Below are 26,175 nucleotides of genomic sequence, written 5' to 3'. Positions count from 1 at the left end.
CTCGGCTTGCGCCTTCTCGACCTTGTCGAGGCGGTCGCTAGCCTTGTTGAACTGGGTCACGCCGGCCTTGGCCGTATGCTCGAGGCTGGCCTTCAGCGCAACGATCTCGGCATCGATCCGCGCCACCGAGGCTTCCAGCGCGCTGTCCTTGACTGGGGCTGCGGCGACTGGGGCCGCGGCCGTATCCTGGGCCATCAACTTCCCGATCCCCGCGGTTGCCAGCGCGCCGCCAAGCGCACCCGCCACCGTCGCCAGCGCCACCACGGCGGCCATTGCCCCGAACCTGCGCTTGCCGGACGAAGCCTCCGCCGGCGCAGCCTTCGCCTCGGTGCCGACCCGGTCGCCGGGCGACATGATCATCACATTGCTGGGGAAGCGCGGCGCTTCCGGCTTCACGGCATCGATCTTGGGAGCGTCAATCTTGGGGGCGTCAGCCTTTGGCGTCTCGACCTTCGGCGCTTCCATGCCGACAGCCTCCACCTTGGGCGCGGTCTCTTCCTGTTCGGGTGAGAGCTTGGCCGTCTCGACCTCTGCCGCGGCCGCTACCGGCTCGCCCGTCGCAGCCGCGCCGGGAGCAGCCGGCGCGGCGCCAGGAGTTCCGGCTTCACCGCTGGTGGGCTGGGATTGCTGATCGCTCACGTTGGATTCTCCAGAATTGATTGACCATTTGGTAACTTTTATTGCTTGCCAAATCGTTACCGGCGCCGGCCTTACCGAAATTTTAGGAACTCATCCGAGCCGGCTTTGGGCGCCATATGCCGGCCGTCCTTGCCCCGGCTCCTGCATGCTGCCCTGCGGCAGCCGTCGTTCCATTTGCGCCGGCCTATTTCCCGATTAACATGGAACGACCGACCAGCCAGAAAGGCAGGAGGTCCGCCATGACCATCGAAAAATGCATCAACGAGTTTGGTGTAGATGACGTCATTTTTGAGGAAGGCTCGACCGGGCGGGAACTCTTCGTCGTGCTCGACGGCAAGGTCGAGATCGCCAAGATGAACGGCGCCAGCAAGACCGTGATCGTCACCCTCGGCAAGGGCGAGTTCTTCGGCGAGATGGCCGTGATCGACGGCTCGTCCCGCTCGGCAACGGCCATTGCCGCCGCGCCCAACACCCGCGTGATGCGGATCAATCACGCCCGCTTCGTCTATCTGGTGAGCCAGCAGCCGGCCTTTGCGCTGATGATCATGGATGCGCTCAGCAAACGACTGCGGGCCTCCAATACGGTCGCCTTCCGGGCCGCGGGCAGTTCATGAGCGATCGCAAGCCGAGCCCTTTCAAGACTCTGCTTGATAGCGACGTTTGCACGCTGATCGAGGCGGCCGAGGACGTCTATCAGGTCCGCTTCAAGAACCGCGCGGCGAACGCCTATCTGGTGCGCGGCAGCTCGCGCACCATCATGATCGATGTCGGACTGTCCTCGAATTATCCGCACCTCTTGACGTGTCTCGACCATCTCGGCGTCAAGCCCGACGATATCGACATGGTGGTGCTGAGCCACGAGCATCTCGACCATATCGGCGCGGCCTATCATTTCCACGGCCGCGCCTTCATCGCCGCGCATCGGCTCGCCGCCAACAAGATCATGCTGCGCGACGACTTCTCGATGCTGCGCAAGATGTTCAACGAGCCGAACGTGCCGATCAATATCGATCTCTGGCTGGAAGAAGGCAATTTGATCGACCTCGGCAATTTTCGCCTCACCGTGATGTACACGCCGGGTCACACCTCGGCCTGCATCACGCTGTTCGACCAGGACAAGGGATTGCTGTTCGCCTCCGATACGCTGATGCCCGGCGGCGTGATGGGCGGCGTGTTCGGCTCCGGCAGCATTGCCGACTACATCCAGTCGCTGGAGCGGCTGAAGGGCCTGAACTCGAAGATCCTGCTATCGGGCCACGGGCGGCTGTCCGATACGCCACAGGACGACGTGCGGATCGCGATCCAGCGCTCGCACGCATTGCTGTCGGACACCGCGCAACTGTTCGACGCGCTCGATGCGCGAGCGAATTTCGAGCCGATCATGCAGTCGGTGCGCGATCTCAACAAGCTCGATGATTAGTCCGTCATTGGCAAGCGAAGCGACTTGTCCGCCGTAGCTCGAAGAGCGAAGGCGGAAGCAATCCATCCATCCGCGAATGAGGAGAGATGGATTGCTTCGTCGCTTCCTTGCGCAAACGCTTCGCGTTTGTCGCAGACAATGACGGGGAGAACGGCCCGCAGGATATTCCGCCGCGCCGAATGTAATCCAGCCATTTGACAAACGCTGCGGCCGCCTGTTCAACAGCTCCCAACAACCATGACGTCAAAAGAAAACAGGGAGAGACAGCACCATGAAGTTCTACGACTCGGTCGGACCGAACCCGCGCATCGTCCGCATGTTCATGGCGGAGAAGGGCATCGAGATGCCGAAGCAGACCGTCGATCTGCGCAAGGGCGAGAACCGCGAGGCCGAGCATTTGAAGCGCAACCCGCACGGCCAGATGCCGACGCTCGAACTCGACGACGGCAACTATTTGTCCGAGATCACCGCGATCTGCGAATATCTCGAAGAGAAGCACCCGGCCCCGCCGATGATCGGGGCGACGCCGGAAGAGCGCGCCGAATGCCGGATGTGGACGCGCCGCGTCGATCTCAACATCTGCGAGCATATGGGCAACGGCTTCCGCTTCGGCGAGGGCCTGAAGTTTTTCGAGAAGCGAATTCCCTGCGCGCCCGAGGCTTCGCCCGGGCTGAAGATGATCGCCGCCAATCGCCTGCAATGGCTCGACGGCCAGATGGCCGATGGCCGCGACTACCTCTGCGGCAAGCGTTTCACGCTGGCCGATATTCTGCTCTACGGCTGGTTAGATTTCGCCGGCCAGGTCGGCCAGCCGCTCGATACGGCGAATGCCAACATCGTGGCGTGGATGGCGCGGGTGGCCGAGCGGCCTTCGGCGAAGGCGTAACGGAGCAGTTAGCTCACCGCTCAAGAAAAAGGCCGGCGGGCGTTACGCCGCCGACCTCATCTTGCAACTGCCGGCTCGGGAGTCCGGTTCCGTTGCTTGCATTCCGCTCACTATCTACCTTGATTGGTAACACCCGGCGCGGGCTGAGGCCATTGCATGCAGGTATGGCCAAACCGTCTTGAGGTAGGCTCACACTGTGCAAACGGATTGAGCCGACTATCCCTTGGTTTGGGGCGGTGGTAGTGCATTACAGCACCACCGGCGCATCGGGTAGTTCATTCGTTCCCCCGCCAGCTCTCGGGAAATGCGTCGCCAGTTCGCGCGACACCGCCTCGACGCCCTTGATCACACCGCGCTCGAAGTCGCCCGCCCTGAAATCGATTTCCATCTCCTTGCAGATCTTCTCCCAGCCTTCAGCGCCGACCTTGGCGTCGATGCCGCGATCGGCAACGATCTCGACGTCGCGGTCGGCGAGCAGGAGATAAATCAGCACGCCGTTATTATTCGCGGTGTCCCAGATCCGCAAATGAGAAAAGACGTCCAGCGCCCGCTCCCGCGCGGACTGGTTACGAAACAGCGGCGCACCGTCGAGCGCACCTTCGACCACGAAACGAATCTGCCCGGAATGGGTGGCCTCGCCGGCATTGATCGCCTGTTCGATCTTCGCCAGGAGGACTGGCGGGAAATTGCGCCGGCGGCGCCAGTGATGCTGGAGCAGGTGCCTGGTGATACGTGCGATGCTCATGGTTACCAGCTCCCCGACGCGCCGCCGCCGCCGAAACTGCCGCCGCCTCCGCTGAAACTGCCACTGTCGCTGGAACTGCTACCGCCGGACCACGAGCCACCGCCGCCGCCCATGACCCATCCATTGTCCCTGCCGCGGCGTCCCACGCTTGGTCCCATGGCGCCCATGTTCTGGAAGAGGAACGTCACGACGAAACCGATAAGGCCGACGACGATCGCAGCCGCGAGCGATCCTACAAGGAACCAACTGAAGCTCCCGACAATGCCCCCGGTTGCCGCCGCGCCGATGAACCGGCCAAACAAGGCCCTCAACACCGCGCCGACAATGAAGACGAAGACGAGGATAAAGGGATTGAACGGATCGATATCGTTGGACAGGCCTGAACCCTGCCAATGCGGCGGCGCCGGCTCCGGCAATTTTTCACCGTCGGCGACCCGGACGATCCGGGTGACGCCCGCGGAAACGCCGCCTGCGAAATCGCCGGTCTTGAATTTCGGCGTGATGTCTTCGTCGATGATGCGCTTCGTGGTGGCATCGGTCAGCGCGCCCTCTAGGCCGTAGCCGACCTCGACGCGCAAATGGCGGTCGTTCTTGGCGATGACGAGCAGCGCGCCGTCGTCGATCTTCTTGCGGCCTATCTTCCAGGCTTCCGCGACCCGCAGCGCGAACTGCTCGATGGCCTCGCCGTCCGTCGTCGGCACCATCAGCACCGCGATCTGGCTACCCTTTCGCGTCTCCAGATCCCGCAATGTCTGCGTCAGCGCGGCAATATCGGCAGCCGAGAGCGTGCCGGTCTGGTCGACGACGCGGCCCGTCAGCTGTGGCACCGCGACGAGCGCCAGCGCCGAAGCGGCCCAGCACAGCAGCAGTGCAAGAAGAGAGGCCCTTGCCGCGCGCATTTTCGTCCGCTACTTCGCGGGCGCCGGCGTCGGATTGAAGTCCACCTTCGGCGCGGTCGAGATTGCCTTCTCGTCCTCGACCGTGAAGTTCGGCTTCTCCTTGTAGCCGAACGCCATCGCCGTCAGATTGTTCGGAAAGGTGCGGATGCCGACGTTATAGTCCTGCACCGCCTTGATGTAGCGATTGCGCGCTACCGTGATGCGGTTTTCGGTGCCTTCGAGCTGCGCCATCAGGTCGCGGAACAGCGCGTCCGACTTGAGCTGCGGATAGTTCTCGGTCACCACCAGCAGCCGCGACAGCGCGCTGGAGAGTTCGCCCTGGGCCGCCTGGAATTTCTGGAAGGCGGCGGGATCGTTCAGCACCTCGGGCGTCGCCTGGATGCTGCCCACCTTGGCGCGGGCATTGGTGACGCCCAGCAGGACGTCCTTTTCCTGCTGCGCAAAGCCCTTCACGGAATTGACGAGATTGGGCACCAGATCAGCACGGCGCTGATACTGGTTGACCACTTCAGACCAGCCCGACTTGACCTGCTCGTCAGTGGTCTGGATGGCATTGTAGCCACAATTGGTCAGGCTCAGGCACGACAGGGTCGCCAGCACGCTCCAAAATCTGCGCATCGAACTCTCCCAAATGAAAAGTCCAACGCCAGCATAGCAGATTGGTTGCGTCCGGTATGCAGGCGCGAGCCCACCTCAGGTCGATTTTGCAGGCGACGGCCCTTGCGTATCATTTGCCGAAATAACAACATGACCGCCAACAAAAAGGAAACGCGAGGGCGCCATGGAGTTCGAAACCATCGTCGTGGAGCGGCCCGACCCGCGGATCGCGCGGATCGTGATGAACCGCCCCGAGGCGCGCAACGCGCAGAACCTGCAGATGACCTACGACCTCAACGCCGCCTTCGACCAGGCGGTGCAGGACGATGCGGTCAAGGTCATCATCCTCGCCGGCAATGGCCCGCATTTTTCGTCGGGGCATGATCTGCGGCCCGGGGCCAAGAACACCGCCGGCGTGGATTTTCCGCCGGTCGGAAACTGGGGCGGGTTCGCCGAGCCCAATGCCCACGGCCGCTTCGCGCGCGAGCAGGAAATCTATCTGCAGATCACCCGGCGCTGGCGCAACCTCGCCAAACCGACAATTGCCGAGGTGCATGGCAAGTGCATCGCCGGCGGGCTGATGCTGGCCTGGGCGTGTGACCTGATTGTCGCGAGCAGTGATGCCGAGTTCTGCGATCCGGTCGTGACTATGGGCGTCTGCGGCGTCGAATGGTTCGTGCATCCCTGGGAGTTGGGCCCGCGCAAGGCCAAGGAATTGCTGTTTACCGCAGACGTCTGGAGCGCGGAGGAAGCGCACCGGCTCGGCATGGTCAATCACGTGGTGCCGCGGAATGAACTTTCCTCCTTCGTGATGCAGCTCGCGGAACGGATCGCGGCCAAGCCTTCGTTCGCGCTGAAACTGACAAAAGAGGCCGTCAATCGTTCGGTCGACGTGATGGGGCAGCCCGCGGCGATCGAGCAGGCATTCGCGCTGCATCAGCTTTGCCACGCGCACAATTTGCAGGAATTCGGAATGATCGTGGATCCGGCAGGTCTACACCCCTCGGTCCGCAAACCCGCCCAAGCAAAATAAAAAAGCAAATAGAACAGGCAAAGAAGATCAGATGGACCTCACCTTGAGCGACGAGCAGCGGTTGTTGCGCGAAAGTGCCGACCGCTTTATCAGCGACACCTATACCGCCGATCACCGCCGCAAGATCGCAAGCGATCCACTCGGCTTCAGCGCCGATATCTGGAAGCAGTTCGCCGATCTCGGCTGGCTCGCGCTGCCGATTTCGGAAACCTATGGCGGCCTCGGCGGCGGCGCCATCGAGATTGGAATTCTGATGGAAGCGTTCGGGCGCGGCCTCGTTTCCGAGCCGTATCTTTCCACCGTCGTGATCGGTGCATCGCTGATCTCGGAATGCGGCACTGACGCGCAGAAGCATGAGCTGCTGCCAAAGATCGCCGACGGCTCGTTGATTCTGGCGTTCGCGCATTCGGAACGTCAGGCACGCTTCGATCTCTCTGATGTTAAGACCACGGCGAAGAAAACGCCGGACGGCTGGCGTCTCGATGGACAGAAGACCGCCGTGCTCGACGGTAACGCCGCCGGGCAGATCATCGTCTCGGCGCGCGACGATGGTGGCAAGATCGGGCTCTTCCTCATGCCCCGCGGCGCAACCGGGCTTACCTCGCGCGACTATCCTCGCCTCGGCGGCGGCCGGGCCAGCAACCTTGATCTCAACGGCGTGCAGCTTCCCGCCGAGGCCGTGTTCGGCGACGGCAGCGACGCGCTGCCCGCGATCGAAGCCGTTGTCGATCGCGCGATGGCGGCGCTTGGGGCAGAGGCCGTCGGCATCATGCAGACCCTGCTCGACCAGACACTCGAATACACAAAAATCCGAAAGCAGTTCGGGCGGCCGCTATCCGCCAATCAGGTGATCCGCCATCGCCTCGCCGACATGGCGATGCAATGCGACGAAGCGCGTTCAATGGCATTGCGCGCCGCGCTGATGGCCGATGCCGAGCCGGTCGCGCGCGGCCGTGCCGCTTCGGGCGCAAAGGCCAAGATCGGCAAATGCGCGCGCTTCGTCGCCGAGCAATCGGTGCAGCTTCACGGTGCCATGGGCGTCACCGAAGAGCTCGACATCGGCTCCTATTTCAAACGGCTGCTTGCCTTCGACACGCTGTTCGGCAACAGCGGCCACCATTATCGCCGTCATGCCGCCCTCGGCGGCCGTGCCGTTCAGGCCTGAACAGGAGCCTATCCATGGATCTCACTTTCAATGCCGAAGAGCGCGCCTTCGAGCAGGAAGTCCGCGACTTCATCGCGGCCAACCTCACGCCGGAAATGAAACGCGCCACCGCGCTGACGCCGTCGGTGTTCTCCGACCCCGACATCGGCATGGCCTGGCAGCGTGCCCTGCACAAAAAGGGCTGGGGCGCACCGGGCTGGCCGGTGGACCATGGCGGGCCCGACTGGACCCCGGCACAGCGCTGGATTTTTGAAGCCGAATGCGCCCGCGCCGGCGTACCGAATGTGAACGTCATGGGCGTGAAGATGGTCGGCCCCGTCATCATCGGCTTCGGCTCGCCCGAGCAGAAGAATTTTTATCTGCCACGGATTCTCTCCGGCGAGGATTACTGGTGCCAGGGCTATTCCGAGCCGGGCTCCGGCTCCGACCTCGCCTCGCTGAAAACCCGCGCGGTGCGCGACGGCGACGACTACATCATCAACGGCACCAAGATCTGGACCACCCACGCCCATCACGCCAACCGCATGTTCGCGCTGGTGCGCACCAACGAAACCGAGCGGCAGCAGGACGGCATCTCTTTCATCCTGATCGACATGAAGACGCCGGGTATCACGACGCGGCCGATCCTCACCATCGGTGGCGACCACGAGGTCAACCAGGTGTTTTTCGACGACGTGCGCGTGCCCGTCGCCAACCGCGTCGGCGAGGAAGGCAAGGGCTGGACCTACGGAAAATACCTGCTCGAGTTCGAGCGCGGTGCCGGCATTGCCTCGGCCAAGCTGCGCGACGTCCTGAAGACGATTGCGGAGCTTGCCGAATCCGAAGTCACCGGCCGCGCCATCGACGATCCCGATATCGCGGTACGGATGTCCGAGATCGAGGTCGATATCGATACGCTGGAGATGACCGAACTGCGCGTGCTCTCGGCATTGCAGACCGGGCAAAATCCCGGCGCCGTGTCGTCACTGCTAAAGCTGCGAAATAGCGAAATACGCCAGGCGGTGACGCGGCTCGGCGTCGACGTGATCGGCAATGACGGCCTCTATGTCGAGCCGGTGCGGCCGCTGTACCGGCTGAACGAGACGCCGGGAATTCCCGAGGAGCTGCTGCCGGTAGTGCCGGAATATCTCAACGGCCGTGCCTACACGATCTTCGGCGGTTCGTCGGAGATCCAGCGGGAGATCGTGGCGAAGATGGTGTTGGGGTTGTAGCGGCCGGCGCTGCTTTGCTTACCCTCCCCTGGAGGGGAGGGTCGACGCGAAGCGGCGGGGTGGGGTGACGGTCTCTCCACATCCAACAGTGCCCGAGTTGAGAGATCACCCCGCCCCGTCACGCATCTTGCGATGCGTGCCGACCCTCCCCCTCCAGGGGAGGGTGGGAAGCGCCAGCATCTTTATCCCGCCGCCCTCGCATCCCGGATCGCCTGCCACACTTTGGCGGGCGTCAGCGGGGTGTTGAGTTGCTTGATGCCGAGTTCGCTCAGCGCATCCATCACGCCGTTGGTGACACACGGCGGGCCGCCGATCGCGCCAGACTCGCCGCAGCCCTTGGCGCCCAAGGGATTGGTGCGGCAGGGCGCGGAATCATCCAGCGTCACCACGATCGGCGGAATGTCATCGGCGCGCGGCACGCAGTAGTCTTGGTAGCTCGCAGTCAGTAGCTGCCCTTCCTCACTGTAGGCGACGCCTTCATAGAGCGCCTGCCCAATTCCCTGCGCGACACCGCCGTGCACCTGGCCGGTCACCAGCATCGGATTGACTGCGATGCCGACGTCGTCGACCGTGGTGTAGCGCACCACCTTGCTGACACCTGTCTCGGGATCGATCTCGACCTCGCAGATATGCGTGCCGTTCGGCCAGCTCGGTCCATCGACCTCGCCTTCGCTATCGACGGAGAGCCGCGCGCCGTCCTCGTTCTTCGCGATCTCGAACAGGCTGATGCGCCTGTCGGTGCCGACCACCGTCAACCAGCCGTCGCGATACTCGATATCTCCGACCGACGTCTCCAGCACGTTCGACGCCTTCTCGCGCGCCTTCTGGATCATGTCGTTGCTGGAGACCGCGACCGCCGTGCCGCCGACGAACAGCGAGCGCGAGCCGACGCTCCCGAAGCCGGTGGCAAGATCGGTATCGCCCTGCACGACGTCGATCTGGTCCAGGGGAATGCCGAGCGACTCAGAGATCATCTGAGTGTAGGTGGTCTGCAGGCCCTGCCCCATCGCCATGGTGCCGGAATGCAGGATGATGCGGCCTTCTGCCGTGGCATGCAGGCTGACCTTTTCGGTGTGCGCGCGCCCGCCGGTCCATTCGATATAGCTGGTGAGGCCGCGTCCGTAGAGCAGCCCCTTCTTCTTCGCCGCCTTCTTGCGCGCGGCAAAACCGTCCCAATCCGAAAGCTCCGCGGCGCGCGACAGCATGTGCGCGAAGGCGCCGGAATCGTACACCTGGCCGACGGCGTTGGTGTAGGGGAGCTGCGCCGGCTTGATGTAGTTCACCTTGCGGATGGTGCGCGGGTCCATGTCGATCTGGCGCGCGGCAGCATCCATCAGCCGCTCGACGATGAACACGGCCTCGGGGCGCCCCGCGCCACGATAGGCGCCGACCGGCGCGGTGTTGGTCATCACCGACTTCACCTCGAAATGCACCAGCGGCAAATCGTAGACGCCGGTCTGCACGAACGGGCCGAGCACCAGCGGAATGATATTCGCGGTCCCCGACGAATATGCCCCGGTACCGCCGATCGAGCGCACGCGATAGGCGAGTACGCGCCCCTTGGCGTCGAGCGCGAATTCGCCGGTCGAGGTGAGATCGCGGCCATGGGTACCGCCGACGAACTCATCGGTGCGCTCGCCGCGCCAGCGGATCTTCTTGTTCAGCTTGGTTGCGGCGTAAGCGACGATGCCGTCTTCGGGATAGAGGCTGGTCTTCTGGCCGAAGCCGCCACCGATATCGCCGACCAGCACGCGCACGCTGTCCTTCGGCCGCTTCAGAATCGATTCCGCGAGCAGGTCCCGGGTAGAGCCGGGAGTCTGCGACTGCACGTGCAGGATCAACCGGCCGGTCTTCTTCTCGATCTCGGCAATCGTCGAGCGCGGCTCCATCGCTGACGGCACCAGCCGCTGGCTGACCAGATCGAGCGAGACTTTATGCGCGGCATTGGCGAAGGCTTCTTCGACCTTGGCCGCGTCGCCGTAGCTCATGGCGGCCACGATGTTGTCGGGCGCCTCGGGCCACACCACCGGCGCGCCGGGCTTCACCGCCTCGACGGGATCGACCACCGAGGGCAGCACCTCGTATTCAACGGCGATCGCTTCGGCGGCGGTCTGCGCCTGCACCCGCGATGTCGCGACCACGGCGACGACGGCCTCGCCGGCATAACGCACGATGTCATGCGCGAGCAGCCGCCGCGGCGGCACCGTCATTGCCGTGCCGTCCGGCCGCTTGAAGATCGCGAGCGTCGGGATGGTGCCGATATCGTCCTTGATCAGGTCGGCGCCGGTGTAGATGGCGGCGACGCCGGGCATCCCGGCGGCATCAGCCGTATCGATCGAGACGATCTTCGCGTGGGCATGGGGCGAGCGCAGCAAATAGAGCCACAGCGCCCCCTCCTCCGGCTTGTCGTCGATGAACTGTCCCTTCCCGGTGAGCAGTCTCTGGTCTTCCAAACGCTTGACCGGCTGGCCCGCACCAAAACGCATATTGCCGGGAAGGATGTTCATCAGTTTGTCCTTAAAGCTTCTGTCGGATTGGGCGGGGTTTTAGCGGTTTTTGCGCGGGAGGCAACGCATTCAATTCATTGCAATAAATGCTTGCAATTAATGCGCCAGCGCGCCCAGCGTGGCCGGCCGCAAGCGGGGTATGATCCTGCCGTTAAATAGAGGAATGTCAGCTACGGCTGATGTCGACAATATCGATGGTGATATCGCGTGCCTGCGAACCGCGTTTCAGGCCGATGCGGATGCTCTTGCCGGCGCCTACCAGCTCGATCTGATCGGTCAGGTCGGAGAGCCGGTGCACCGGCTTGCCGTCGACCTGGACAATGACGTCGCCCAGCGCACCCGAGTTGAAATCGACCCCGCGAATGCCGGCGCGTTCGGCCGGGCTCCCGGGCGCGGTGCGCACGATGATCACTCCTTCGACGCCCAACCTGGTCGCAACGGCCTCGCTGGCGGCGATGATGCCGATGCCAGGCGTCGGCACGCGGCCGTTCTTGATCAACTCGGGGACCACGCGATTGACGATATCGACGGGGACCGCAAACCCGATGCCGGCGCTGGACCCCGACGGCGAGATGATCGCCGTGTTGACACCGATCAGCCGTCCCGCCGAATCCAGCAAGGGCCCTCCCGAATTGCCGGGATTGATCGCGGTGTCGGTCTGGATCACGTTGGTGATCTCGCGGCCGCTGCTGGTCGGCAGCCGGCGCTTGAGCGCGCTGATGATGCCGCTGGTCAGCGATTGATCGAGGCCGAAGGGATTGCCGATCGCAAAGGCCGATTGACCGACCTTGAGCTCGCTTGAACTGCCCAGCGCGACCGGCGGCGGCATCTTGCGAGCGCTCCTGATCCGCAACACCGCGAGATCGTAGTTGGGCGCGGCGCCGATGATTTCTGCCTGCGCCACCTCGCCCGAGGCAAAGCGAACCGCGACTTCGCTGCCGTTTTGCACGACGTGGTTGTTGGTGACGACATGACCGTCATTGTCCCAGACGAAGCCGGTGCCCGAGGCGGCCCCGGCGCCTCCGCCTTCATCCTCGGCCAGCGGATTGGCGGCGGCGGAGCGTGCGGCGACCTGCACCACCGACGGCGAAACCCGCTCGAACAGCTCGATATTGGCGCGTTCGGCATCGGCCAGCGGCCCGCGCTGATCGACGGTTCGAGCCACCGTGTTGGTCCAGGGACTGTAGCGGATGTTGGAAGCGGTCAGCGCCACCAACACGCCTGCGACAATGGCTGCAAAGAGCATGAAGCGACGGTTCATCGATTACTCCCCTTGGCCATGCCAGCCGCGTGCCAGGGATGATGCCGCGAGCAGGCCGGCCCTTCAGCCGTTCGGAACCGCGTATGCAACGTTCCAGCCAGCCGGAGGTTTCCTGCGGCGATTGGGGATGTGACCTGACCGTCTCCTAGCCGAGATCGCGCAGGGCCACCTCGACCACCTTCCGCTGGTCGACCGTCAACGCCGCCTGCGGCGGGACCGGGTCGCCGACCGGATAGCCCTGAATCTCGAGTCCGGCCTTGATGCAGGCAGCGAGATTGAAGCGCGCAAAGGCCTCATTGATGCGCCAGAGCCTGCGTTGCAGCGCCATCGCCTCATCCCAGCGCGCCGCCTTGCAGAGATTGTAGAGCTCGACGCTCTGCCGCGGAATGATACAGGCGGGGCCTGCCATCCAGCCGAGCCCGCCGATCAGCATCACCGCCGCCGGAATATGGGCGGAAGCGGAGAAGACCTTGATGCTGTCCCCGCAACGATTCATGATCGACAGCAAGCGGCCGGTATTGGTGGAGGCATCCTTGATGTGGCCGATGCGCGGGTGCGTCGCGAGCCGTTCGATGACATCGAGCGTGAGATCGGACCGCTGAAATTGCGGATTGGTGTAGATCACGACGGGAATGTCGACGGCGTCGGCAATGGCGCGGAAGTAGGATTCGACCTGCGCATCGGCGATCGGAAAATACGCCTCCATGATCGCGAGGATGCCGTCGGCGCCGAGCTTTTGATGCGCCCTCGCCTGCGCCACCGCATCCGCCGTCGACGTCGAGGCGACACCGGCGATGACAGGCACGCGGCCCCTCGCCGCCTCGATCGTTGCCTGTACCACGCTCGCGCGCTGCGCCTGGTCGAGATAGGCGAACTCGCCGGTCGACCCGAGCGGCGTCAGCCCATGCACGCCCGCCTTGATGAGATCGTCGCATAGCCTGCCCAGCACATCGGTGCGAATTTCGCCTGATACATCGAGGGGTGATACCAGATAGGGAAAGACGCCGTGGAAATCAGCCATGGTGAAAGCATGCCTCGCGCGGAAACTCCGCCATGGCTATCCGGAACGGTCGGGCAAAGCAACGTTTCCGAAAAACGCTCGGCGTGTCTCCATCATTTGCGGTCGCGAAACATCAATCGCCGGCAGCGCATCTCGATGTCGATTACTTCGACAACGCAAGACACGAGACGCTCGGCGTCCGCTTTAGCCCGCGCGCAGAACAACAATCATCACCGCGAGCATTCCGCCGAGATATCGCTCCCAGGGTGCTTCCCGCCCGCGCGCGCATGCGCCTACGCCAGCCGCTCTTGCGAGATGCCGGATCATATTGCCGCACCGCTCGCCGGAAACTGCCGGAAGGCGCTGCGTTGCGCAGTATTAGGCTGCGGCGCCGGCAAAAAGATGTCCACACTTGTTCACAGGTTCTAACGATTTCACTCACGATAATTTCACGACTTTCTTCGCAGTCTCGTATCGGGGCCAATGGGCGAGACTGTCGCGAGAGACCTCGATGGCTGTGCAGCAAGTCTCTGAAGCATCATCTCTGCGGACTTCCGAAATCGATGCATGCGGTTTTGTTCGATCGCCAGCAGCGCCCGGCTTTCGCCATTTCCTTGGCAGTCCTGCCCCCTCGCAGCGCTTCCGCGCCTTCGGTGTCGATCCCCTAAGTTCGCCCGCGATCGTGCCGGACCTGCGAAGGCTGATGCACCGCCTGTCGCGACGGATGGACGCCGCAATACGCTGGCCCTCGCATGCCGACGGGTCGGCCGAGTATTGGGAAAACCCGCGGATGCCCTCCGGGTATACCTACCTGCTGCAGTTCGTTGCGCACGATCTGGTGCATTCGGCGATCCCTCTCTCGGTTGCCGGCGGCCTCGGCGGCGGCACCGCCAACGCCCGCCGCACGCCGCTTCGACTGGAAACCCTGTTCGGAAACGGCCCCGTCGGATCGCCGCACATCTACGCGCTCGATGCGCCGAACGACGATCGCCGGACCAAGCTGCGGCTCGGGCGCATGCGCTGGAAAGAAAACGAGCCTGCGACCGGCTGCCCGTTTCGCGACATCGCACGCAGCGCCGCCGAAAACGTAACGGGCATTGACCGTAGCATTACGGGAGTACGCGTTGCGCTCACCGAGGCGCTGGTTGCCGATCCGCGCAATGACGATCATGCCGTCATGTCGCAGCTCACGGCGCTATTCGCGCTGCTGCACAATGGGCTGGTCGATATCATTCGCCGCCAGGAAGACAGCGCCGGGCCGAACGCCAGGTTCGGCGCCGCCTACAAGCGCTTCCTCTGCGCCCGCGAGGCCTTGACGGCGATCTATCACAACATCCTCCGCAAGGACCTGATGCGCCGGGTGATCCATCCGGCGATCTACCGGGTCTATGAAGGTCCAAATCCGGATTTCATCGATCGCTCTGCTCCGGAAGGCTTTGCGATCGGCGACTGGGAAATCCCGTTCGAATTCTCGCACGGCGCGTTTCGTTTCGGCCACGCCATGGTGCGCCACGAATATCGCATCAACGATCTGTCGCTGCACGATCTCAACAACACGCTCGAGAAGTCTTCGGCCAACGATCCCGTCAACATGCCGCTCGACGAGACATGGATGGTGCAGTGGTCGCGCTTCTTCGAGATCAACGGATCGAGACCGAATTTCAGCCGCCGCATCGGACCGTATCTCAGCGACGGACTGGGGAACGACCAGATCTTTCCGGCGTTCGACGAGACCGAGCGCGTAGGCCTGCTCTATCGCGACCTGCTCGGCGCGGGGCTCGCCGGCATGTGGTCGGTGGACGCGCTGATTGACGAGATCAGCAATCGCAGGCCGCAATTGATCGCCATGTCGCGGCTTCTGGCCGATCGCGCCTATCGCGTCGGCATGCTCCGCGAATGGCTGACGGCCGCACCGGCCTATGGCGCGCTCTCGGCCGACGAGATCGAGACGCTTTCGAACGACCCGCCGCTTCCGTTCTTCATCCTGTTCGAGGCGATGCAGCAATCGCAAGCCGAAGGCATGCATCTCGGGCCGCTGGGTTCGATCATCGTTTCGGAAGTGATTTTCGGCGCGCTCGCCTGCGACCCGCGATCGGCCGATGGCAACTCGCTTGCGGAACGGCTGGCAAGCATTTCCCGCGAATTTTATCCGGCAAACGTACTTCAGGAAATTCCAGACATCTCAAGCATGGCGCAGTTGGTGGAGTTCACCACCGAAATTGCTGAACTACAGCAAGCCGTGCCGGCATTTCTGTGAGCGGAATAGTCCGTCTCACGCAACCCGGAGAGCGAAGCTATGGCAATCGAAAGAATGCAAGTGACCAACCACGAGCGCTGGGGCAATCTGGTGAAGACCTGGTCCACCGGAAAGAACTATCTGGACGACGACAACGAGTACCCGATCCCGACCACCGTTGACGAGTTCAAGGAGCAACTCGCCAAAGCCCAGGTGTTCATGACGGTCCCCGATCGGTTCAAGAAAGTAAAATTCATCGAGCAGGAGATGGACACGATTGTGGTGCGCCTGCCTCCCGCAGTGATGATCGCAGACTCGGAAGAAAATCTCAAAAAACCCGGCGCGACCTATCCGCTTCCGCCGTTCTACAAGCGCCTGTTCAACGGCCTGGATCCGGTCATTCCGGAGAGCGACAAGTTCCGCGTACATGCCGAACGCGTCGGCGACTACACCATCAGCTACTGTGCCTGATGATCTAGTTGCGCGTCAGGTGAACGATGCCATCGACCGGAAGCCCTCCGCCACGCAAACTTTGGCGCAGGGCTTCCCACCTTTCCTTCACGCTGATCGGGTGGGCCTGCATCACCCAGCGCGCCGCCGCCTCGTCCGTCGGCGTGGACGAACCGACCCAGAATGAACGCAGGCCGTTCACAAAGCGCTGGATTTCCTGTTGCGCCAGCACGCGTTCCCCGAGCTGGAACAACGCAGCCGCGCGCCATATCGGCAGGATCTTGTTGATGCCCTGCGCGCGATCGCATGCCTCGATGGTGCCTTCATAATCTCCGCAGAAGAACCGGACAGTGCTGTGATAGGCCCATTCCAGATAGGAGGGCGCAGGTGACAGCGCCAGCGACCGCTCGGCGCGAAGGCGCGCCTCCTCGATCGATCCGCAAAGCGCCGAGTAGTGAGCGCTGGATAGCAACGTCCATGGATCATTGTCGTTGAGCTCACATGCCAGCTCAATGTGCGCGGCAGCCTCCGTCTCGCGAAGCGCCAGCACATAGGACCAGCCGCAGCACAGATGTGCCCTGGAATCGACCGGGTCCAGCTGAACGGCGGTCTTCGCCAGTTCGAGCGTCGCCTTGGCCTTGTCGAGATCGCGAAACACCCCGGGATGCACCAGATGCTCGATGTTGTTGATCTGCACAAGGCTGCTGTAGCAGGGCGAGAATCCCGGATTGTCGCGGATCGCATCGCGGAAGATCGCGACCGCCCGCCGCCAGCTTTCGGGATCGAATTTCGACATGAGATTCTGTCCGCGCAGCCAGCGGTCGTGCAGATCGAGCGACACGTCCGGCTCGCCGGCAAGCCGCATCAGCCGTTCCGTCGACAACTGCACGTTCAACGACGTCGCGATCCGGCGGATGATGCGCTGCTGCGTTTCAAACCAGTTGCCGAGGCCGAGGCGGAAGCTTTCGCTCCAGATATAGATTCCCGTGGTGTCGTCGCGGAGCACCATCACGATATTGATTTCGGCGCCGGCCTGATAGGCCGTGGTCTCGATGCAGTACTGCGGCGCTGAGTCCGGCGCGGGAAGCACGACCGCAGCCGGCGGACGGTCGACCACGCTCCATTCGCGAAAACGCACGAGACAGGCGGCGAGATGCTGGGAGAACCCCTGCACCAGATGGCTGTGATCCTCATCGACGCCATGCATGGCAAAGGGGCGCAGCACGAGGCGCGTCTTGGCAGATGCATTGACCGCTGATGACATCGGGACTGCCGGCTGAACGGCGGTCGCTCTGATCATTCTGACGGCGAATTCGTCATTCGCCGCCGACGCGGCCCGATCGGCCGGCGCGCGCTCCAGAATGCCGAGCTTGATGTTGGCGACGAGTTCTTCGGTGGCCGACGACGGCTCCATCGCGTAGTCGCGATCCAGCAGATCCCACAGCGCCTTGTAGATGCGCAACGCACCGGCAGTATCGCCCTCTTCCGCATGCGCCCGCATCAGATAGCGGCAGGCATATTCATGGGTCGGATCGAGATTGACGATCGCGGCCGCGATCCGCTTTTTGGCATCGGCAGGCACGCTCGCAGAGGTCAGGCCTTCGTCGAGACTGCGCATCAGCCGTTCATGGATGGTCTGTCGCTTGGCCAGCACCCAGACCCGGAACGAGGGGTCGAGATCGTCCATCCCTTCGAGCAGCCGGCCGTCGAGCTGCGGCGTATCGAGCAGCAGCGGGTGAACGCGCCCGGTTTCGGCGAGTTGAATCACGCTTTCGATGTCGACTTCGATTCGCCCGGTGTCGAGGCCGACCAGCAGCCGTTCCGCGACGAAGCCGTCATAGCCGGCCTGCTCGAGCGTGGACCGCAGTTCACGCACGACCTGACGCAGCGATGCACGCGCCTTTTCCTCGTCCGAACGGCTCCAGAGCAGACCGACCAGCCGCTCGCGGCTCTCCTGCTTCGCCTCCGATAGCGCGAGGTAACTCAGGACGGCGCCGGCCTTGCGGGTTCGCAGTTCGACCGCACGGCCGTTGAACCGGACGCCGAACCGACCGACCAGCGATACCGACAGACGCGGCGCGCTTTCGGGCGCCGCCGCGGCGTTGTTTGATGTCATGGCGTTGGCAATGGCCGGCATGTTTCTGGAACCGGTTGGCTAATACCGGCCAGTCTATATCAAAGCGACACCCCCGGTATAGGTTGCGCCGCCGCCGGTTCGCGCTATCGCATCCTGCAGCCTGGCCGTGACGATTTCGGATGGCTCGAGTTGCAGGCCGGGAGCGATCACGCGGATCACCGGAACGGCGAAGCGCCCGCGCGTGAGTTCGATACAAAACGTCTCGATTCCCAATTTTTCCAAACGCTCAACGATCAATCCAAATATAACGCTCGCTTCAGTTGCCGGAAGGGGCAGATGGGCTCCGTGCTCGGCCACCGGCTGCAGCAGCCTGCACCGGTCGGCATCGATGGCCGCGCGCTGCAGGTGGATGCGGTCCTGTGCGTTGAGCGCGCCGTCACCGCGCTCGTTGCGTTTGGTTGCGACGACGGCATCGGCCAGTTCGAGCTGGCACATTTCCACAATCGCGGAGCGGACCGCAGCTTCGAGCGCCGGCCGCGCGGCGAGACCGAAGGCAAAACCTGAACCATCCGAGAGGCAGGAGACCGCCGCGACGCAGGGCACGCCGATATCCGTCGTGATATCGAGTAGCCATGTCCGGCGCTGCGCTGCGGCGCCTTGGCGAAGCCTCTGCAACAACTCTTCCGCCACGAGGCCGGCTTTATGCTGCACCGGAATCGATCGCGGCAACTGACCGCCTCTCCACCACAGGCTGGCCGCATCGCGTTCGATCAATTCCAGCAGGCCGTGCAGCGCCGCGGCGTCCCGCGACGGACCAGCGGCCGAGCCGATGCTCAAGGGATATGGCGGCGCGAAGTCGCGGTCGGCCGGCGGACGCCGCAGGCAGATATCCGCCGGAAGCAACACCTCGCCGCCGTCAGTTACGCGCGTTGCGCGAAACCAGGACTGCACCCGCCCCGGTTGCATGCTTCGTTCCGAAAGCACGGCGACCAATTCCAGCGTCTTCGGACCGAGTTTCCCGGCCCAATCGTCGATGCCGGGCCTGTGCAACAGGTCGGTACCGGTCTGCAATTGAGAGAGATACTCTATTCCCTCGCCGATGCAGCCCTGGAATGCTTCCTGCAACGTCAGACCGACGCCGGAAACGCCGACCATGGGGCTTTCGTCATGCAAGGGATCGGCAAGTGCCGGATCGAATTGCGCACCAAAGCTGATCAGGCCAGGCGCATCGGGCGCGGCCAATTCGAACACACGCGAAAATCGCGAGGCGGCGATCAGCAAATGGGCGCGATTCGCGGTCTCCGAATCAATCGGGCCACTGGATTTAACGCCATATTCCAGCGCCTGCAGCACAAGTTCGGCATCGTGATCGCTGCCTGCGTCCGATTCGTTGCCAAGAAGCAACGCTGCCGCGCGTGCAAACAAATTTTGCATCGAATTTTCGGTACCGCTCACGGTGACCTCACGACTTGACGGGCAGACTCCAAGCGTAAGGCAAGTCCCGCCTTCGCCCTGGAGGAAACTTATGCTCGCGAAAGCCTTAGTCATAGCCATGGCAGCAGATATTGCCCGATCGGACTATGCCAAGCCGACCTTGATTCGTGGCCGCAGCCGCGAATGGCTGATCGCCTGCCGTTGGGGACCTGAAGGGGAGTATCTTTCGATTGCGACGGCCGGCCCGATCACGGAGCCTCTCGCGCTGGTTGCACCACAGTCGATAACGCCAATTCACAGCCTGGTCGGCGTGCTGGTCTCCGAGTCGGAAAAGCAATCCACCAGCACGTTCCTGTTGGTACGTCAGTTGCCCGGTGCGATCGAACTTGCCGGCACGTTTTTCCCGGCCGATGGCTATGTCCTGCTGCAGGACCACGGCGATATCCACCTCCTCTGCAACGCGCGCTACTCGCATAGTTGCGGCTGGCTCGACGGCAAGGAGATTCGCAAGGACATTCCTGATCCGGCGCCCTATTCGGCCGAGGCGATGTCCTGGCATATCGAGGCGACGCGCCGCGACTGGATCGGCGAGTTCATTCCGGGCAGCAGGCCGCCGGAGCGGCTTGCGATTCGCGCGACCGGCTGACGCGGCGACACCGAATTGAATAGACGGCAGCGATTGCCGCTCGTCTTGCTTGACGACGACTATCCCCGCGAAGGAAACCTTCGCCGCTCATCGCGATCGACAGTATTCAAAAGCGCAAGCGTGGCCTTCGCCGCGGGCGCTCGATCGGCGATGCTTTCAACCAGCTTCGCGATGCAGAGCCTCACGCGCGGGCTGGTCGTGCGCGCATAGGCCTTGAGAACGCGCAAGGCGCCCGGCTCGGCGAGCAAGTTAGCCGCCGAATTCAAGCCGGAAGATCCTGGCCCGACAGATTCGAACAACTCGCCGACCGAAACGCCCAGCACGGAAGCGATTTGCGACAACCGGCTGGCGCCGACCCGGTTGACGCCCCGCTCATATTTCTGCAGTTGCTGAAAGGTAACGCCAATTCGTTCCGCGAGCAGGGCTTGGCTCATGCCGCGGTTGATCCGAAACATCCGAATCCTGGTGCCCACCATCGCATCGAGCGGGCCAGACTTTCTCGTCGCCATCGGCAGACTCCCCCGGGCTGTTTCAAGCTGGGAGACCCTAGCACAACCTCAAGGAGATACAGACGCTAATTTGCGATCCCAGGAAGCAGCTTCACCCGTTGCTCGTCGGTGACGTGCTCGATCGTCAACCGTCCCTTCGCGTCGACCCCCGCCTTCATGGCCGGAGGATGACCGGTTTCGAGAAAATGCTGCAGGGCAGCACGACTCTCGTCCGGGAGCGCAAACAGCCCGCGCATCAGTTCAAAGAAGCCAGGCTCTTCCGCCACATAGAGCAGTTCGCGCAGTTCCGCGCCGGTGTATTGTCCCAACGCCGTTACAAGCCATTCGGTTTGGTCATTCGGATCGCTCTCAGGCACGCGATTCAGATAGTAGACGACCGATTCAGCACTCATTTCATCCCCCGGTACCTCGCGATAGCTGACAGATTGCTGTTCGGAACGAACTTTCTGGCAGCTAACTCCCGAGCCTAACACTGCTTGGGCCTTCGTGATTTCAGCGTGATCGCAAGTCGCCGGGCGCTTAAGCTTCAGTTCCGCTGTTCCCGTCGGCAAGACTGTGCCGAACTGATGTGGTCAGGCGCAATATTCTTACGCTGCGCCTGATTTCGGCGTTTCTCGTTATCGACTTTCGACCTATCTCACCTGAAATTCAGAAAGCCTTCGCGATCGCGCGTTGGGCGTCCTGCTGAATCGTCTTCAGATGATTCTGATCCCGGAAACTTTCGGCGTAGATCTTGTAGACGTCTTCGGTGCCCGATGGTCGCGCGGCGAACCATCCTGCCTCGGACTCCACCTTGATGCCGCCGAACGACTGGTCATTGCCAGGTGCGCGCGTCCGTATCGCGCTGACCGGTTCACCGGCAAGCTGGCGCATGTCGAGTTGCTCCGGTCCGAGCGCCTTCAGCGCACTCTTCTGCTTCGGTGTCGCCGGCACGTCGATCCGCTCGTAGAAGGGCACGCCGAGTTCGGCCGTCAGTCCGGCAAACAACTGGCTCGGGTCGCGGCCGGTACGACCGAGGATTTCGGCGGCGAGCAGCCCCATCACCATGCCGTCCTTGTCGGTCGTCCAGACCGAGCCATCACGCTTGAGGAACGATGCGCCGGCGCTTTCCTCGCCCGCAAAACCGAACGCGCCGGTGCCGAGGCCTTCGACGAACCATTTGAAGCCGACGGGAGTTTCGACCAGCTTGCGGTTCAGCTTTTTGGCGACACGGTCGATGATCGAACTGGAGACAATGGTCTTGCCGATTGCGGCCTCCCTGCCCCATTGCGGCCGATGCTCGAACAGATAGGCGATCGCCGTCGCAAGAAAATGGTTCGGATTCATCAGGCCGCCCGTGCGCGTGACGATGCCATGCCGGTCGGCATCGGTATCGTTGGCGAAGGCGACATCGAACCTGTCGCGCATCTGGATCAGGCTCGCCATCGCGAAAGGTGAAGAACAATCCATCCGGATTTTTCCGTCCCAGTCGGCGGTCATGAAACGGAATGTCGGGTCGACGGCATTGTTCACAACCGTCGCGTTGATCCCGTAGTGCTCGATCAGCGGCTGCCAGTAATGTACGGCGGCGCCGCCCAATGGATCGATCCCGATTTTCACGCCGGATGATTTGATCAGCGCCATGTCCACGGCATTGCCGAGATCGGCGACATAGGGACGGATGTAGTCGTGCAGATGTGTCGACGGCGCCTTGCGGGCGCGCGCATACGGCATCCGCGCAACGCCCTGCATGCCGGCCTCCATGTAGGCGTTGGCGGCCTTTTCGACCTTGGCCGTCACGTCGGTATCGGCCGGGCCGCCATGCGGCGGGTTATATTTGTAGCCACCGTCTTCGGGCGGATTGTGCGAGGGCGTGATGACGACGCCGTCGGCGAGCCCGCTCGTTCGGCCCTTGTTGTAGCTCAGGATCGCATGCGAGATGACCGGCGTCGGCGTGTAGCCGCCGCGCTCGTCGATCATGATGTCGACGCCGTTGGCGGCAAACACCTCCACCGCGCTCGCGAGCGCCGGCTCGGCCAGCGCATGGGTATCGATGCCGATGAACAGCGGGCCGGTGAGCCCGGTCTCGCGGCGATGATCGCAGATCGCCTGGGTCGTCGCCAGGATATGATTTTCGTTGAACGAGTTCTTCAGCGACGTCCCGCGATGGCCCGAGGTTCCGAACGCAACGCGCTGGGCGGGATCGGAGGGATCCGGCTTGCACGCAAAATAGGCCGTTACCAATTGCGGTACGTTGACGAGGGAGGCGGGATCGACCGGCTTGCCGGCGGCAGGATTGGGGGCAGTCACATGACCTCACGGAATGGTGGTTTCGCCGGATTATAGGTGCAGGCGATGGTGCGGGCAAAATCGTGCGTGACGACGCAAGCCAATGCCGCCCTAGTAAACGCCGCGTTGGCGAGGCGGTTTCCTGTCGCCATGCGCGAAATACGGATTGTTCAGGCACTGGGCCGAGCGCCCCGAAGCGGACGCGGCGCACTGCGCCAGCGAACTAAAGCTGCACTCGATGTAACTGCCGTCGATGCCGTAGGTTTGCAGGCAAACCGGGTAGCCTGGATCATAGGTCTGGGCCCGCGCAGGCACGGCGGCCACCATCGTTCCGATCATCAAAATCATACAAGCCGGTACGCGCATTTGGTCTCCTTCGGGACAGGCCGACAAGCAAACGATCGCGGAAAAGTGCTGCCGCGTATAGTCGATTACTTGCGGGCGGATAATGCCGGAGAAGAGCTTACCACGGGGTAGTCGTTCGGCTGAATTTCATTCCCCTCAAGAGACCGGAGCGGACGATCCATTAGCGGCATCCGCGGCGTGGGCGCGGCGCAAGATCAGAGGCAGCAAGCCGCCGGCTTTCAGAATTTCGCATTCGAGACCGGTTTCGACGGCCGCAACTGCTTCGAAACTGTCGTAAACTCCACCTCTGCCAATTCGAACCCGAATCGACGTGCGCGGGTGTATTTGTTCGGGCGTCGCGTCGATCTCTACGGTGTCATCGGGCCCGAGGCCGAGATCCTCAGGCCGGCGATCCGCCGGCAACCGCAGAGGCAATATCCCCATCCCGATCAGGTTCGAACGGTGGATGCGCTCAAAGCCGAGCGCCAGTACCGCGCGGATGCCGAGCAATGCCGCGCCTTTGGCTGCCCAATCGCGCGACGAGCCCATGCCGTAACGTTCGCCGGCCAACAGGGTCACCGATCGCTCTTGCCTGGCGTAGAGCTCGGCCGCACGCCAGAGCGCCATGCGCTCGCCCGAGCCGGCATGAATGGTCGTCCCCGGCGCCAGATCGGGCGCGAGCAGGTTGCGCACGTTCTTGTTGGTGAAGAGGCCGCGCAGCATGACTTCCCAGTTTCCGCGGCGCGACGCGAAGACGTTCAGGTTTCGCCGATCCTCGCCGCGCGCCACGAGATACTCCGCCGCTTCGCTGTCGGGCGCGAGCGCACCGGCCGGTGATATATGGTCCGTCGTGATGTCGTCACCGAGCACGAGAAGCGGAGTTGCCGCGTAGTTTCCGAGCCGGGAGCCGGCGCCAGAACTCGCGAATGGCGGGCGCCGGATATAGGTCGAGGCTTCGTCCCAGGGAAACAGCACGCTCGCGGGCGCATCGAATTTCGCCCAATCAGCGCTGGCTTCGGCCGCATCATACGCTGCGCCGTAATCTTCCGGCCTGCGCGCCAGCGCCAGCGCGGTATCGATCTCTGCGCCGGTGGGCCAGATGTCTGCGAGACGAACATCGATACCAGTGCTCGTGCGTCCGATCGGGTCGTGAAGCACGTCGCGAACGGCGTCACCTGCGAGCGCGAAGGCGACGACGAGCGGCGGCGATGCCAGGAACGCGGCATCGATCTGGGGATGGACGCGGCCCGAGAAATTGCGGTTACCCGACAGCACCGCGACAGGGACAATCTCCCGTTCCGCGATCGCCGCCGACATCGCCGGCGTCAGCGGACCGGAATTGCCGATGCAGGTGGTGCAGCCATAGCCGACGATGGCAAAACCCAGCGCCTCCAGATCTTGCAACAGACCGGCGCGCTGCAGATAGCGTTCGGCGGTCGGCGAGCCCGGCGCCAGCGAGGTCTTGACCCATGGCGGCGCCGCAAGGCCGAGCGCGCGTGCCTTGCGCGCGAGCAAGCCCGCCGCGATCAGCAAGCGTGGATCGGAGGTGTTGGTACAACTCGTGATCGCCGCAATCGCAACAGCGCCGTCGCCCGGCTGCTGCGCTTCCGATGATGGATTGAGTTCGCCGGCGAGCAGCGGCGCCAGCGCACTTGCCGTCGCTCCGGCGGGAATGAGGTCCTGCGGGCGGCGCGGCCCGGCCAGGCTGACCTCGACTTCATCGAGCGCGATGCTGATGGTGGAAGTGTAACGCGGCGTCGCGGCAGGATCGAACCACAGCCCTTGCCGCCTTGCATAGGCTTCGACCAGGGCCACCTGCTCCGCTGAACGGCCGGTCTGTGTCAGATAATCGAGCGTGCGGCGGTCGATCGGAAAGAAGCCGGAATTGCCACCGAACTCGGGCGCCATGTTCGCAACCACGGCACGATCACCGGCCGAGAGCGAGGAAACGCCGGGTCCGAAGAACTCGACGAAACGATCCGCCAGATCAATCTGCCGCAAGCGCTCGGTGACGGTCAGCGCGAGATCCGTCGCAAGCACGCCTTCGCGGAGGCTGCCCGTCAGGTGCACGCCGACCACGTCCGGCACCTTCATCGTCACAGGCATGCCGAACATGACGCTTTCGGCCTCAAGACCGCCGACGCCCCAGGCCAGAACGCCGATCCCGTTGATCATCGGGGTATGGCTGTCGGTGCCGATCAGCGTGTCGGGCGCGGCCCACTGAACGCCGTCGCGAGAGAACCGCGTCACCACGCTCGCGAGTCGCTCGAGGTTCAGCGTGTGCATGATGCCGGTGCCGGGCGGATGCACGCGGACGCCGTCGAGCGCATGGGTCGCCCATTTCATGAAGCGGTAGCGCTCGGCATTGCGTTGGAATTCGTGCTCGATGTTGAGCTTCAAGGCATCCGTGCGGCCGAACACATCGACCCCAATCGAGTGGTCCGTCGAGACGTCGACCGGCAGCACCGGATTGAGCCGGTTCGGATCGCCGCCGGCTTCCGCGAGCGAGGAACGCATCGCGGCGATGTCGACAAGGGCCGGGCCGCAAGTCGTGTCGTGCATCAGGACCCGCGACGGCAGGAAGGCGATCTCGCGTTCGCTTCGGCCGTGTTCGAGCCAGCCGCGGATCGCCGAGACCGCGGCGTCCCAGCCCTCACCCGTGTTGCGCAGTACGTTCTCCAGAAGGATCCGGAGAATGACAGGCAGGCGCGCAAGATCGTCTCCCGCGGCGCCGGCCATGTCGGCGATGCGATAGACTTGTGTCCCGCACGTCAGAGTGACGCTATCAGCAGACACGGTGACCATCCTTCCGGGCATCCCTAACGCGACGGGGCAGATCACGCATAG

The 26,175-nt window shown here is 63.2% G+C and carries 22 protein-coding genes and 1 pseudogene; 9 read left to right on the top strand and 14 right to left on the bottom strand.

Annotated elements, in window-relative coordinates:
- Positions 1-639: pseudogene (locus tag CQ14_RS14415) on the bottom strand (hypothetical protein); the annotation flags it as partial.
- A gap of 239 nt (positions 640-878) precedes the next feature.
- Between CQ14_RS14415 and CQ14_RS14410 the strand changes: the two are divergent.
- The 3 genes from CQ14_RS14410 to CQ14_RS14400 all read left to right on the top strand — a co-directional run bounded on the left by CQ14_RS14410 (position 879) and on the right by CQ14_RS14400 (position 2,945).
- Positions 879-1,253 (top strand): Crp/Fnr family transcriptional regulator, encoded by a 375-nt coding sequence (locus CQ14_RS14410; RefSeq protein WP_057858518.1) that lies wholly within the window; start codon positions 879-881, stop codon positions 1,251-1,253.
- The gene (locus tag CQ14_RS14405; protein WP_057858517.1) at positions 1,250-2,059 is read left to right on the top strand and encodes an MBL fold metallo-hydrolase; all 810 of its coding nucleotides are present in this window, start codon (positions 1,250-1,252) and stop codon (positions 2,057-2,059) included. Before CQ14_RS14410 ends, CQ14_RS14405 begins: the two co-directional genes overlap by 4 nt.
- 271 nt (positions 2,060-2,330) lie before the next feature.
- Positions 2,331-2,945, top strand: a complete 615-nt coding sequence (locus CQ14_RS14400) for a glutathione S-transferase family protein (protein WP_057858516.1) — start codon at positions 2,331-2,333, stop codon at positions 2,943-2,945.
- 247 nt (positions 2,946-3,192) lie between these two features.
- Here the strand turns inward: CQ14_RS14400 and CQ14_RS14395 are convergent, their stop codons facing one another.
- Genes CQ14_RS14395 through CQ14_RS14385 form a run of 3 tightly spaced genes read right to left on the bottom strand, consistent with a single transcriptional unit; the run spans position 3,193 to position 5,207 of the window.
- Positions 3,193-3,690: a TPM domain-containing protein gene (locus tag CQ14_RS14395; RefSeq protein ID WP_057858515.1), complete on the bottom strand. Its 498-nt coding sequence runs from the start codon at positions 3,688-3,690 to the stop codon at positions 3,193-3,195.
- 2 nt (positions 3,691-3,692) lie between these two features.
- A complete protein-coding gene (locus CQ14_RS14390; RefSeq protein ID WP_057858514.1) occupies positions 3,693-4,589 on the bottom strand; it encodes a TPM domain-containing protein in 897 nt (298 codons plus the stop codon).
- 9 nt (positions 4,590-4,598) lie between these two features.
- Entirely contained in the window at positions 4,599-5,207 is a 609-nt protein-coding gene (locus CQ14_RS14385) for a LemA family protein (RefSeq protein ID WP_057858513.1), read from the bottom strand.
- A 163-nt stretch (positions 5,208-5,370) separates the two neighbouring features.
- On the opposite strand from CQ14_RS14385, the gene CQ14_RS14380 reads away from it, so the two are divergent.
- Genes CQ14_RS14380 through CQ14_RS14370 form a run of 3 tightly spaced genes read left to right on the top strand, consistent with a single transcriptional unit; the run spans position 5,371 to position 8,595 of the window.
- Positions 5,371-6,219, top strand: coding sequence for an enoyl-CoA hydratase (locus CQ14_RS14380; RefSeq protein ID WP_057858512.1), 849 nt, complete (start codon positions 5,371-5,373; stop codon positions 6,217-6,219).
- A gap of 31 nt (positions 6,220-6,250) precedes the next feature.
- Complete coding sequence (locus CQ14_RS14375) at positions 6,251-7,384, top strand: acyl-CoA dehydrogenase family protein (RefSeq protein ID WP_057858511.1); 1,134 nt, start codon at positions 6,251-6,253, stop codon at positions 7,382-7,384.
- Between the two features lie 14 nt (positions 7,385-7,398).
- Positions 7,399-8,595, top strand: coding sequence for an acyl-CoA dehydrogenase family protein (locus CQ14_RS14370; RefSeq protein ID WP_057858510.1), 1,197 nt, complete (start codon positions 7,399-7,401; stop codon positions 8,593-8,595).
- Between the two features lie 182 nt (positions 8,596-8,777).
- Here CQ14_RS14370 and CQ14_RS14365 read toward each other — a convergent pair whose 3' ends face one another.
- The 3 genes from CQ14_RS14365 to CQ14_RS14355 form a co-directional block, all read right to left on the bottom strand.
- A complete protein-coding gene (locus tag CQ14_RS14365) occupies positions 8,778-11,102 on the bottom strand; it encodes a xanthine dehydrogenase family protein molybdopterin-binding subunit (protein WP_057858509.1) in 2,325 nt (774 codons plus the stop codon).
- A gap of 166 nt (positions 11,103-11,268) precedes the next feature.
- Positions 11,269-12,363, bottom strand: a complete 1,095-nt coding sequence (locus CQ14_RS14360; RefSeq protein WP_057858508.1) for a S1C family serine protease — start codon at positions 12,361-12,363, stop codon at positions 11,269-11,271.
- A 145-nt stretch (positions 12,364-12,508) separates the two neighbouring features.
- The gene (locus CQ14_RS14355; RefSeq protein WP_057858507.1) at positions 12,509-13,384 is read right to left on the bottom strand and encodes a dihydrodipicolinate synthase family protein; all 876 of its coding nucleotides are present in this window, start codon (positions 13,382-13,384) and stop codon (positions 12,509-12,511) included.
- 490 nt (positions 13,385-13,874) lie between these two features.
- Between CQ14_RS14355 and CQ14_RS14350 the strand changes: the two genes are divergently transcribed.
- Together CQ14_RS14350 and CQ14_RS14345 are read left to right on the top strand one after the other, a co-directional pair.
- Positions 13,875-15,620: a peroxidase family protein gene (locus CQ14_RS14350; RefSeq protein WP_156434974.1), complete on the top strand. Its 1,746-nt coding sequence runs from the start codon at positions 13,875-13,877 to the stop codon at positions 15,618-15,620.
- Between the two features lie 39 nt (positions 15,621-15,659).
- Positions 15,660-16,070, top strand: a complete 411-nt coding sequence (locus CQ14_RS14345; protein ID WP_057858505.1) for a hypothetical protein — start codon at positions 15,660-15,662, stop codon at positions 16,068-16,070.
- Positions 16,071-16,074: 4 nt separating this feature from the next.
- On the opposite strand, the gene CQ14_RS14340 is transcribed toward CQ14_RS14345, so the two are convergent.
- On the bottom strand, positions 16,075-18,186 hold the full coding sequence (locus tag CQ14_RS14340; protein ID WP_057858504.1) for a BTAD domain-containing putative transcriptional regulator: 2,112 nt from the start codon (positions 18,184-18,186) through the stop codon (positions 16,075-16,077).
- A 33-nt stretch (positions 18,187-18,219) separates the two neighbouring features.
- The gene (locus tag CQ14_RS14335; protein WP_057858503.1) at positions 18,220-19,560 is read right to left on the bottom strand and encodes a YcaO-like family protein; all 1,341 of its coding nucleotides are present in this window, start codon (positions 19,558-19,560) and stop codon (positions 18,220-18,222) included.
- Positions 19,561-19,678: 118 nt separating this feature from the next.
- On the opposite strand from CQ14_RS14335, the gene CQ14_RS14330 reads away from it, so the two are divergent.
- A complete protein-coding gene (locus CQ14_RS14330; protein ID WP_057858502.1) occupies positions 19,679-20,206 on the top strand; it encodes a hypothetical protein in 528 nt (175 codons plus the stop codon).
- Positions 20,207-20,265: 59 nt separating this feature from the next.
- On the opposite strand, the gene CQ14_RS14325 is transcribed toward CQ14_RS14330, so the two are convergent.
- From CQ14_RS14325 to acnA, 5 genes are all read right to left on the bottom strand, one after another.
- Positions 20,266-20,715 carry a helix-turn-helix domain-containing protein gene (locus CQ14_RS14325; protein WP_082649856.1) on the bottom strand — a complete coding sequence of 150 codons (450 nt, stop codon included), beginning with the start codon at positions 20,713-20,715 and terminating at the stop codon, positions 20,266-20,268.
- Between the two features lie 65 nt (positions 20,716-20,780).
- Positions 20,781-21,266, bottom strand: coding sequence for a hypothetical protein (locus CQ14_RS14320; protein WP_156434972.1), 486 nt, complete (start codon positions 21,264-21,266; stop codon positions 20,781-20,783).
- Between the two features lie 97 nt (positions 21,267-21,363).
- Positions 21,364-23,004 carry a phosphoglucomutase (alpha-D-glucose-1,6-bisphosphate-dependent) gene (gene pgm / locus CQ14_RS14315; RefSeq protein WP_057858499.1) on the bottom strand — a complete coding sequence of 547 codons (1,641 nt, stop codon included), beginning with the start codon at positions 23,002-23,004 and terminating at the stop codon, positions 21,364-21,366.
- A 90-nt stretch (positions 23,005-23,094) separates the two neighbouring features.
- Positions 23,095-23,349: a DUF3551 domain-containing protein gene (locus tag CQ14_RS14310; RefSeq protein ID WP_057858498.1), complete on the bottom strand. Its 255-nt coding sequence runs from the start codon at positions 23,347-23,349 to the stop codon at positions 23,095-23,097.
- A gap of 135 nt (positions 23,350-23,484) precedes the next feature.
- The gene (gene acnA, locus CQ14_RS14305) at positions 23,485-26,124 is read right to left on the bottom strand and encodes an aconitate hydratase AcnA (protein ID WP_347337133.1); all 2,640 of its coding nucleotides are present in this window, start codon (positions 26,122-26,124) and stop codon (positions 23,485-23,487) included.
- Positions 26,125-26,175 lie beyond the last annotated feature (51 nt).

The organism is Bradyrhizobium lablabi, from assembly GCF_001440475.1.
Taxonomy (GTDB): Bacteria; Pseudomonadota; Alphaproteobacteria; order Rhizobiales; family Xanthobacteraceae; genus Bradyrhizobium; species Bradyrhizobium lablabi.
The sequence above is the reverse complement of the archived record's forward strand: the minus strand, read 5'-3'. Positions and strand labels throughout refer to the sequence as shown.

Coding starts and splice junctions, on each gene's coding strand:
- CQ14_RS14410 (WP_057858518.1), top strand. CDS start 879: ATGACCATCGAAAAATGCATCAACGAGTTTGGTGTAGATGACGTCATT.
- CQ14_RS14405 (WP_057858517.1), top strand. CDS start 1,250: ATGAGCGATCGCAAGCCGAGCCCTTTCAAGACTCTGCTTGATAGCGAC.
- CQ14_RS14400 (WP_057858516.1), top strand. CDS start 2,331: ATGAAGTTCTACGACTCGGTCGGACCGAACCCGCGCATCGTCCGCATG.
- CQ14_RS14395 (WP_057858515.1), bottom strand. CDS start 3,690: ATGAGCATCGCACGTATCACCAGGCACCTGCTCCAGCATCACTGGCGC.
- CQ14_RS14390 (WP_057858514.1), bottom strand. CDS start 4,589: ATGCGCGCGGCAAGGGCCTCTCTTCTTGCACTGCTGCTGTGCTGGGCC.
- CQ14_RS14385 (WP_057858513.1), bottom strand. CDS start 5,207: ATGCGCAGATTTTGGAGCGTGCTGGCGACCCTGTCGTGCCTGAGCCTG.
- CQ14_RS14380 (WP_057858512.1), top strand. CDS start 5,371: ATGGAGTTCGAAACCATCGTCGTGGAGCGGCCCGACCCGCGGATCGCG.
- CQ14_RS14375 (WP_057858511.1), top strand. CDS start 6,251: ATGGACCTCACCTTGAGCGACGAGCAGCGGTTGTTGCGCGAAAGTGCC.
- CQ14_RS14370 (WP_057858510.1), top strand. CDS start 7,399: ATGGATCTCACTTTCAATGCCGAAGAGCGCGCCTTCGAGCAGGAAGTC.
- CQ14_RS14365 (WP_057858509.1), bottom strand. CDS start 11,102: ATGAACATCCTTCCCGGCAATATGCGTTTTGGTGCGGGCCAGCCGGTC.
- CQ14_RS14360 (WP_057858508.1), bottom strand. CDS start 12,363: ATGAACCGTCGCTTCATGCTCTTTGCAGCCATTGTCGCAGGCGTGTTG.
- CQ14_RS14355 (WP_057858507.1), bottom strand. CDS start 13,384: ATGGCTGATTTCCACGGCGTCTTTCCCTATCTGGTATCACCCCTCGAT.
- CQ14_RS14350 (WP_156434974.1), top strand. CDS start 13,875: ATGGCTGTGCAGCAAGTCTCTGAAGCATCATCTCTGCGGACTTCCGAA.
- CQ14_RS14345 (WP_057858505.1), top strand. CDS start 15,660: ATGGCAATCGAAAGAATGCAAGTGACCAACCACGAGCGCTGGGGCAAT.
- CQ14_RS14340 (WP_057858504.1), bottom strand. CDS start 18,186: ATGCCGGCCATTGCCAACGCCATGACATCAAACAACGCCGCGGCGGCG.
- CQ14_RS14335 (WP_057858503.1), bottom strand. CDS start 19,560: ATGCAAAATTTGTTTGCACGCGCGGCAGCGTTGCTTCTTGGCAACGAA.
- CQ14_RS14330 (WP_057858502.1), top strand. CDS start 19,679: ATGGCAGCAGATATTGCCCGATCGGACTATGCCAAGCCGACCTTGATT.
- CQ14_RS14325 (WP_082649856.1), bottom strand. CDS start 20,715: ATGGCGACGAGAAAGTCTGGCCCGCTCGATGCGATGGTGGGCACCAGG.
- CQ14_RS14310 (WP_057858498.1), bottom strand. CDS start 23,349: ATGCGCGTACCGGCTTGTATGATTTTGATGATCGGAACGATGGTGGCC.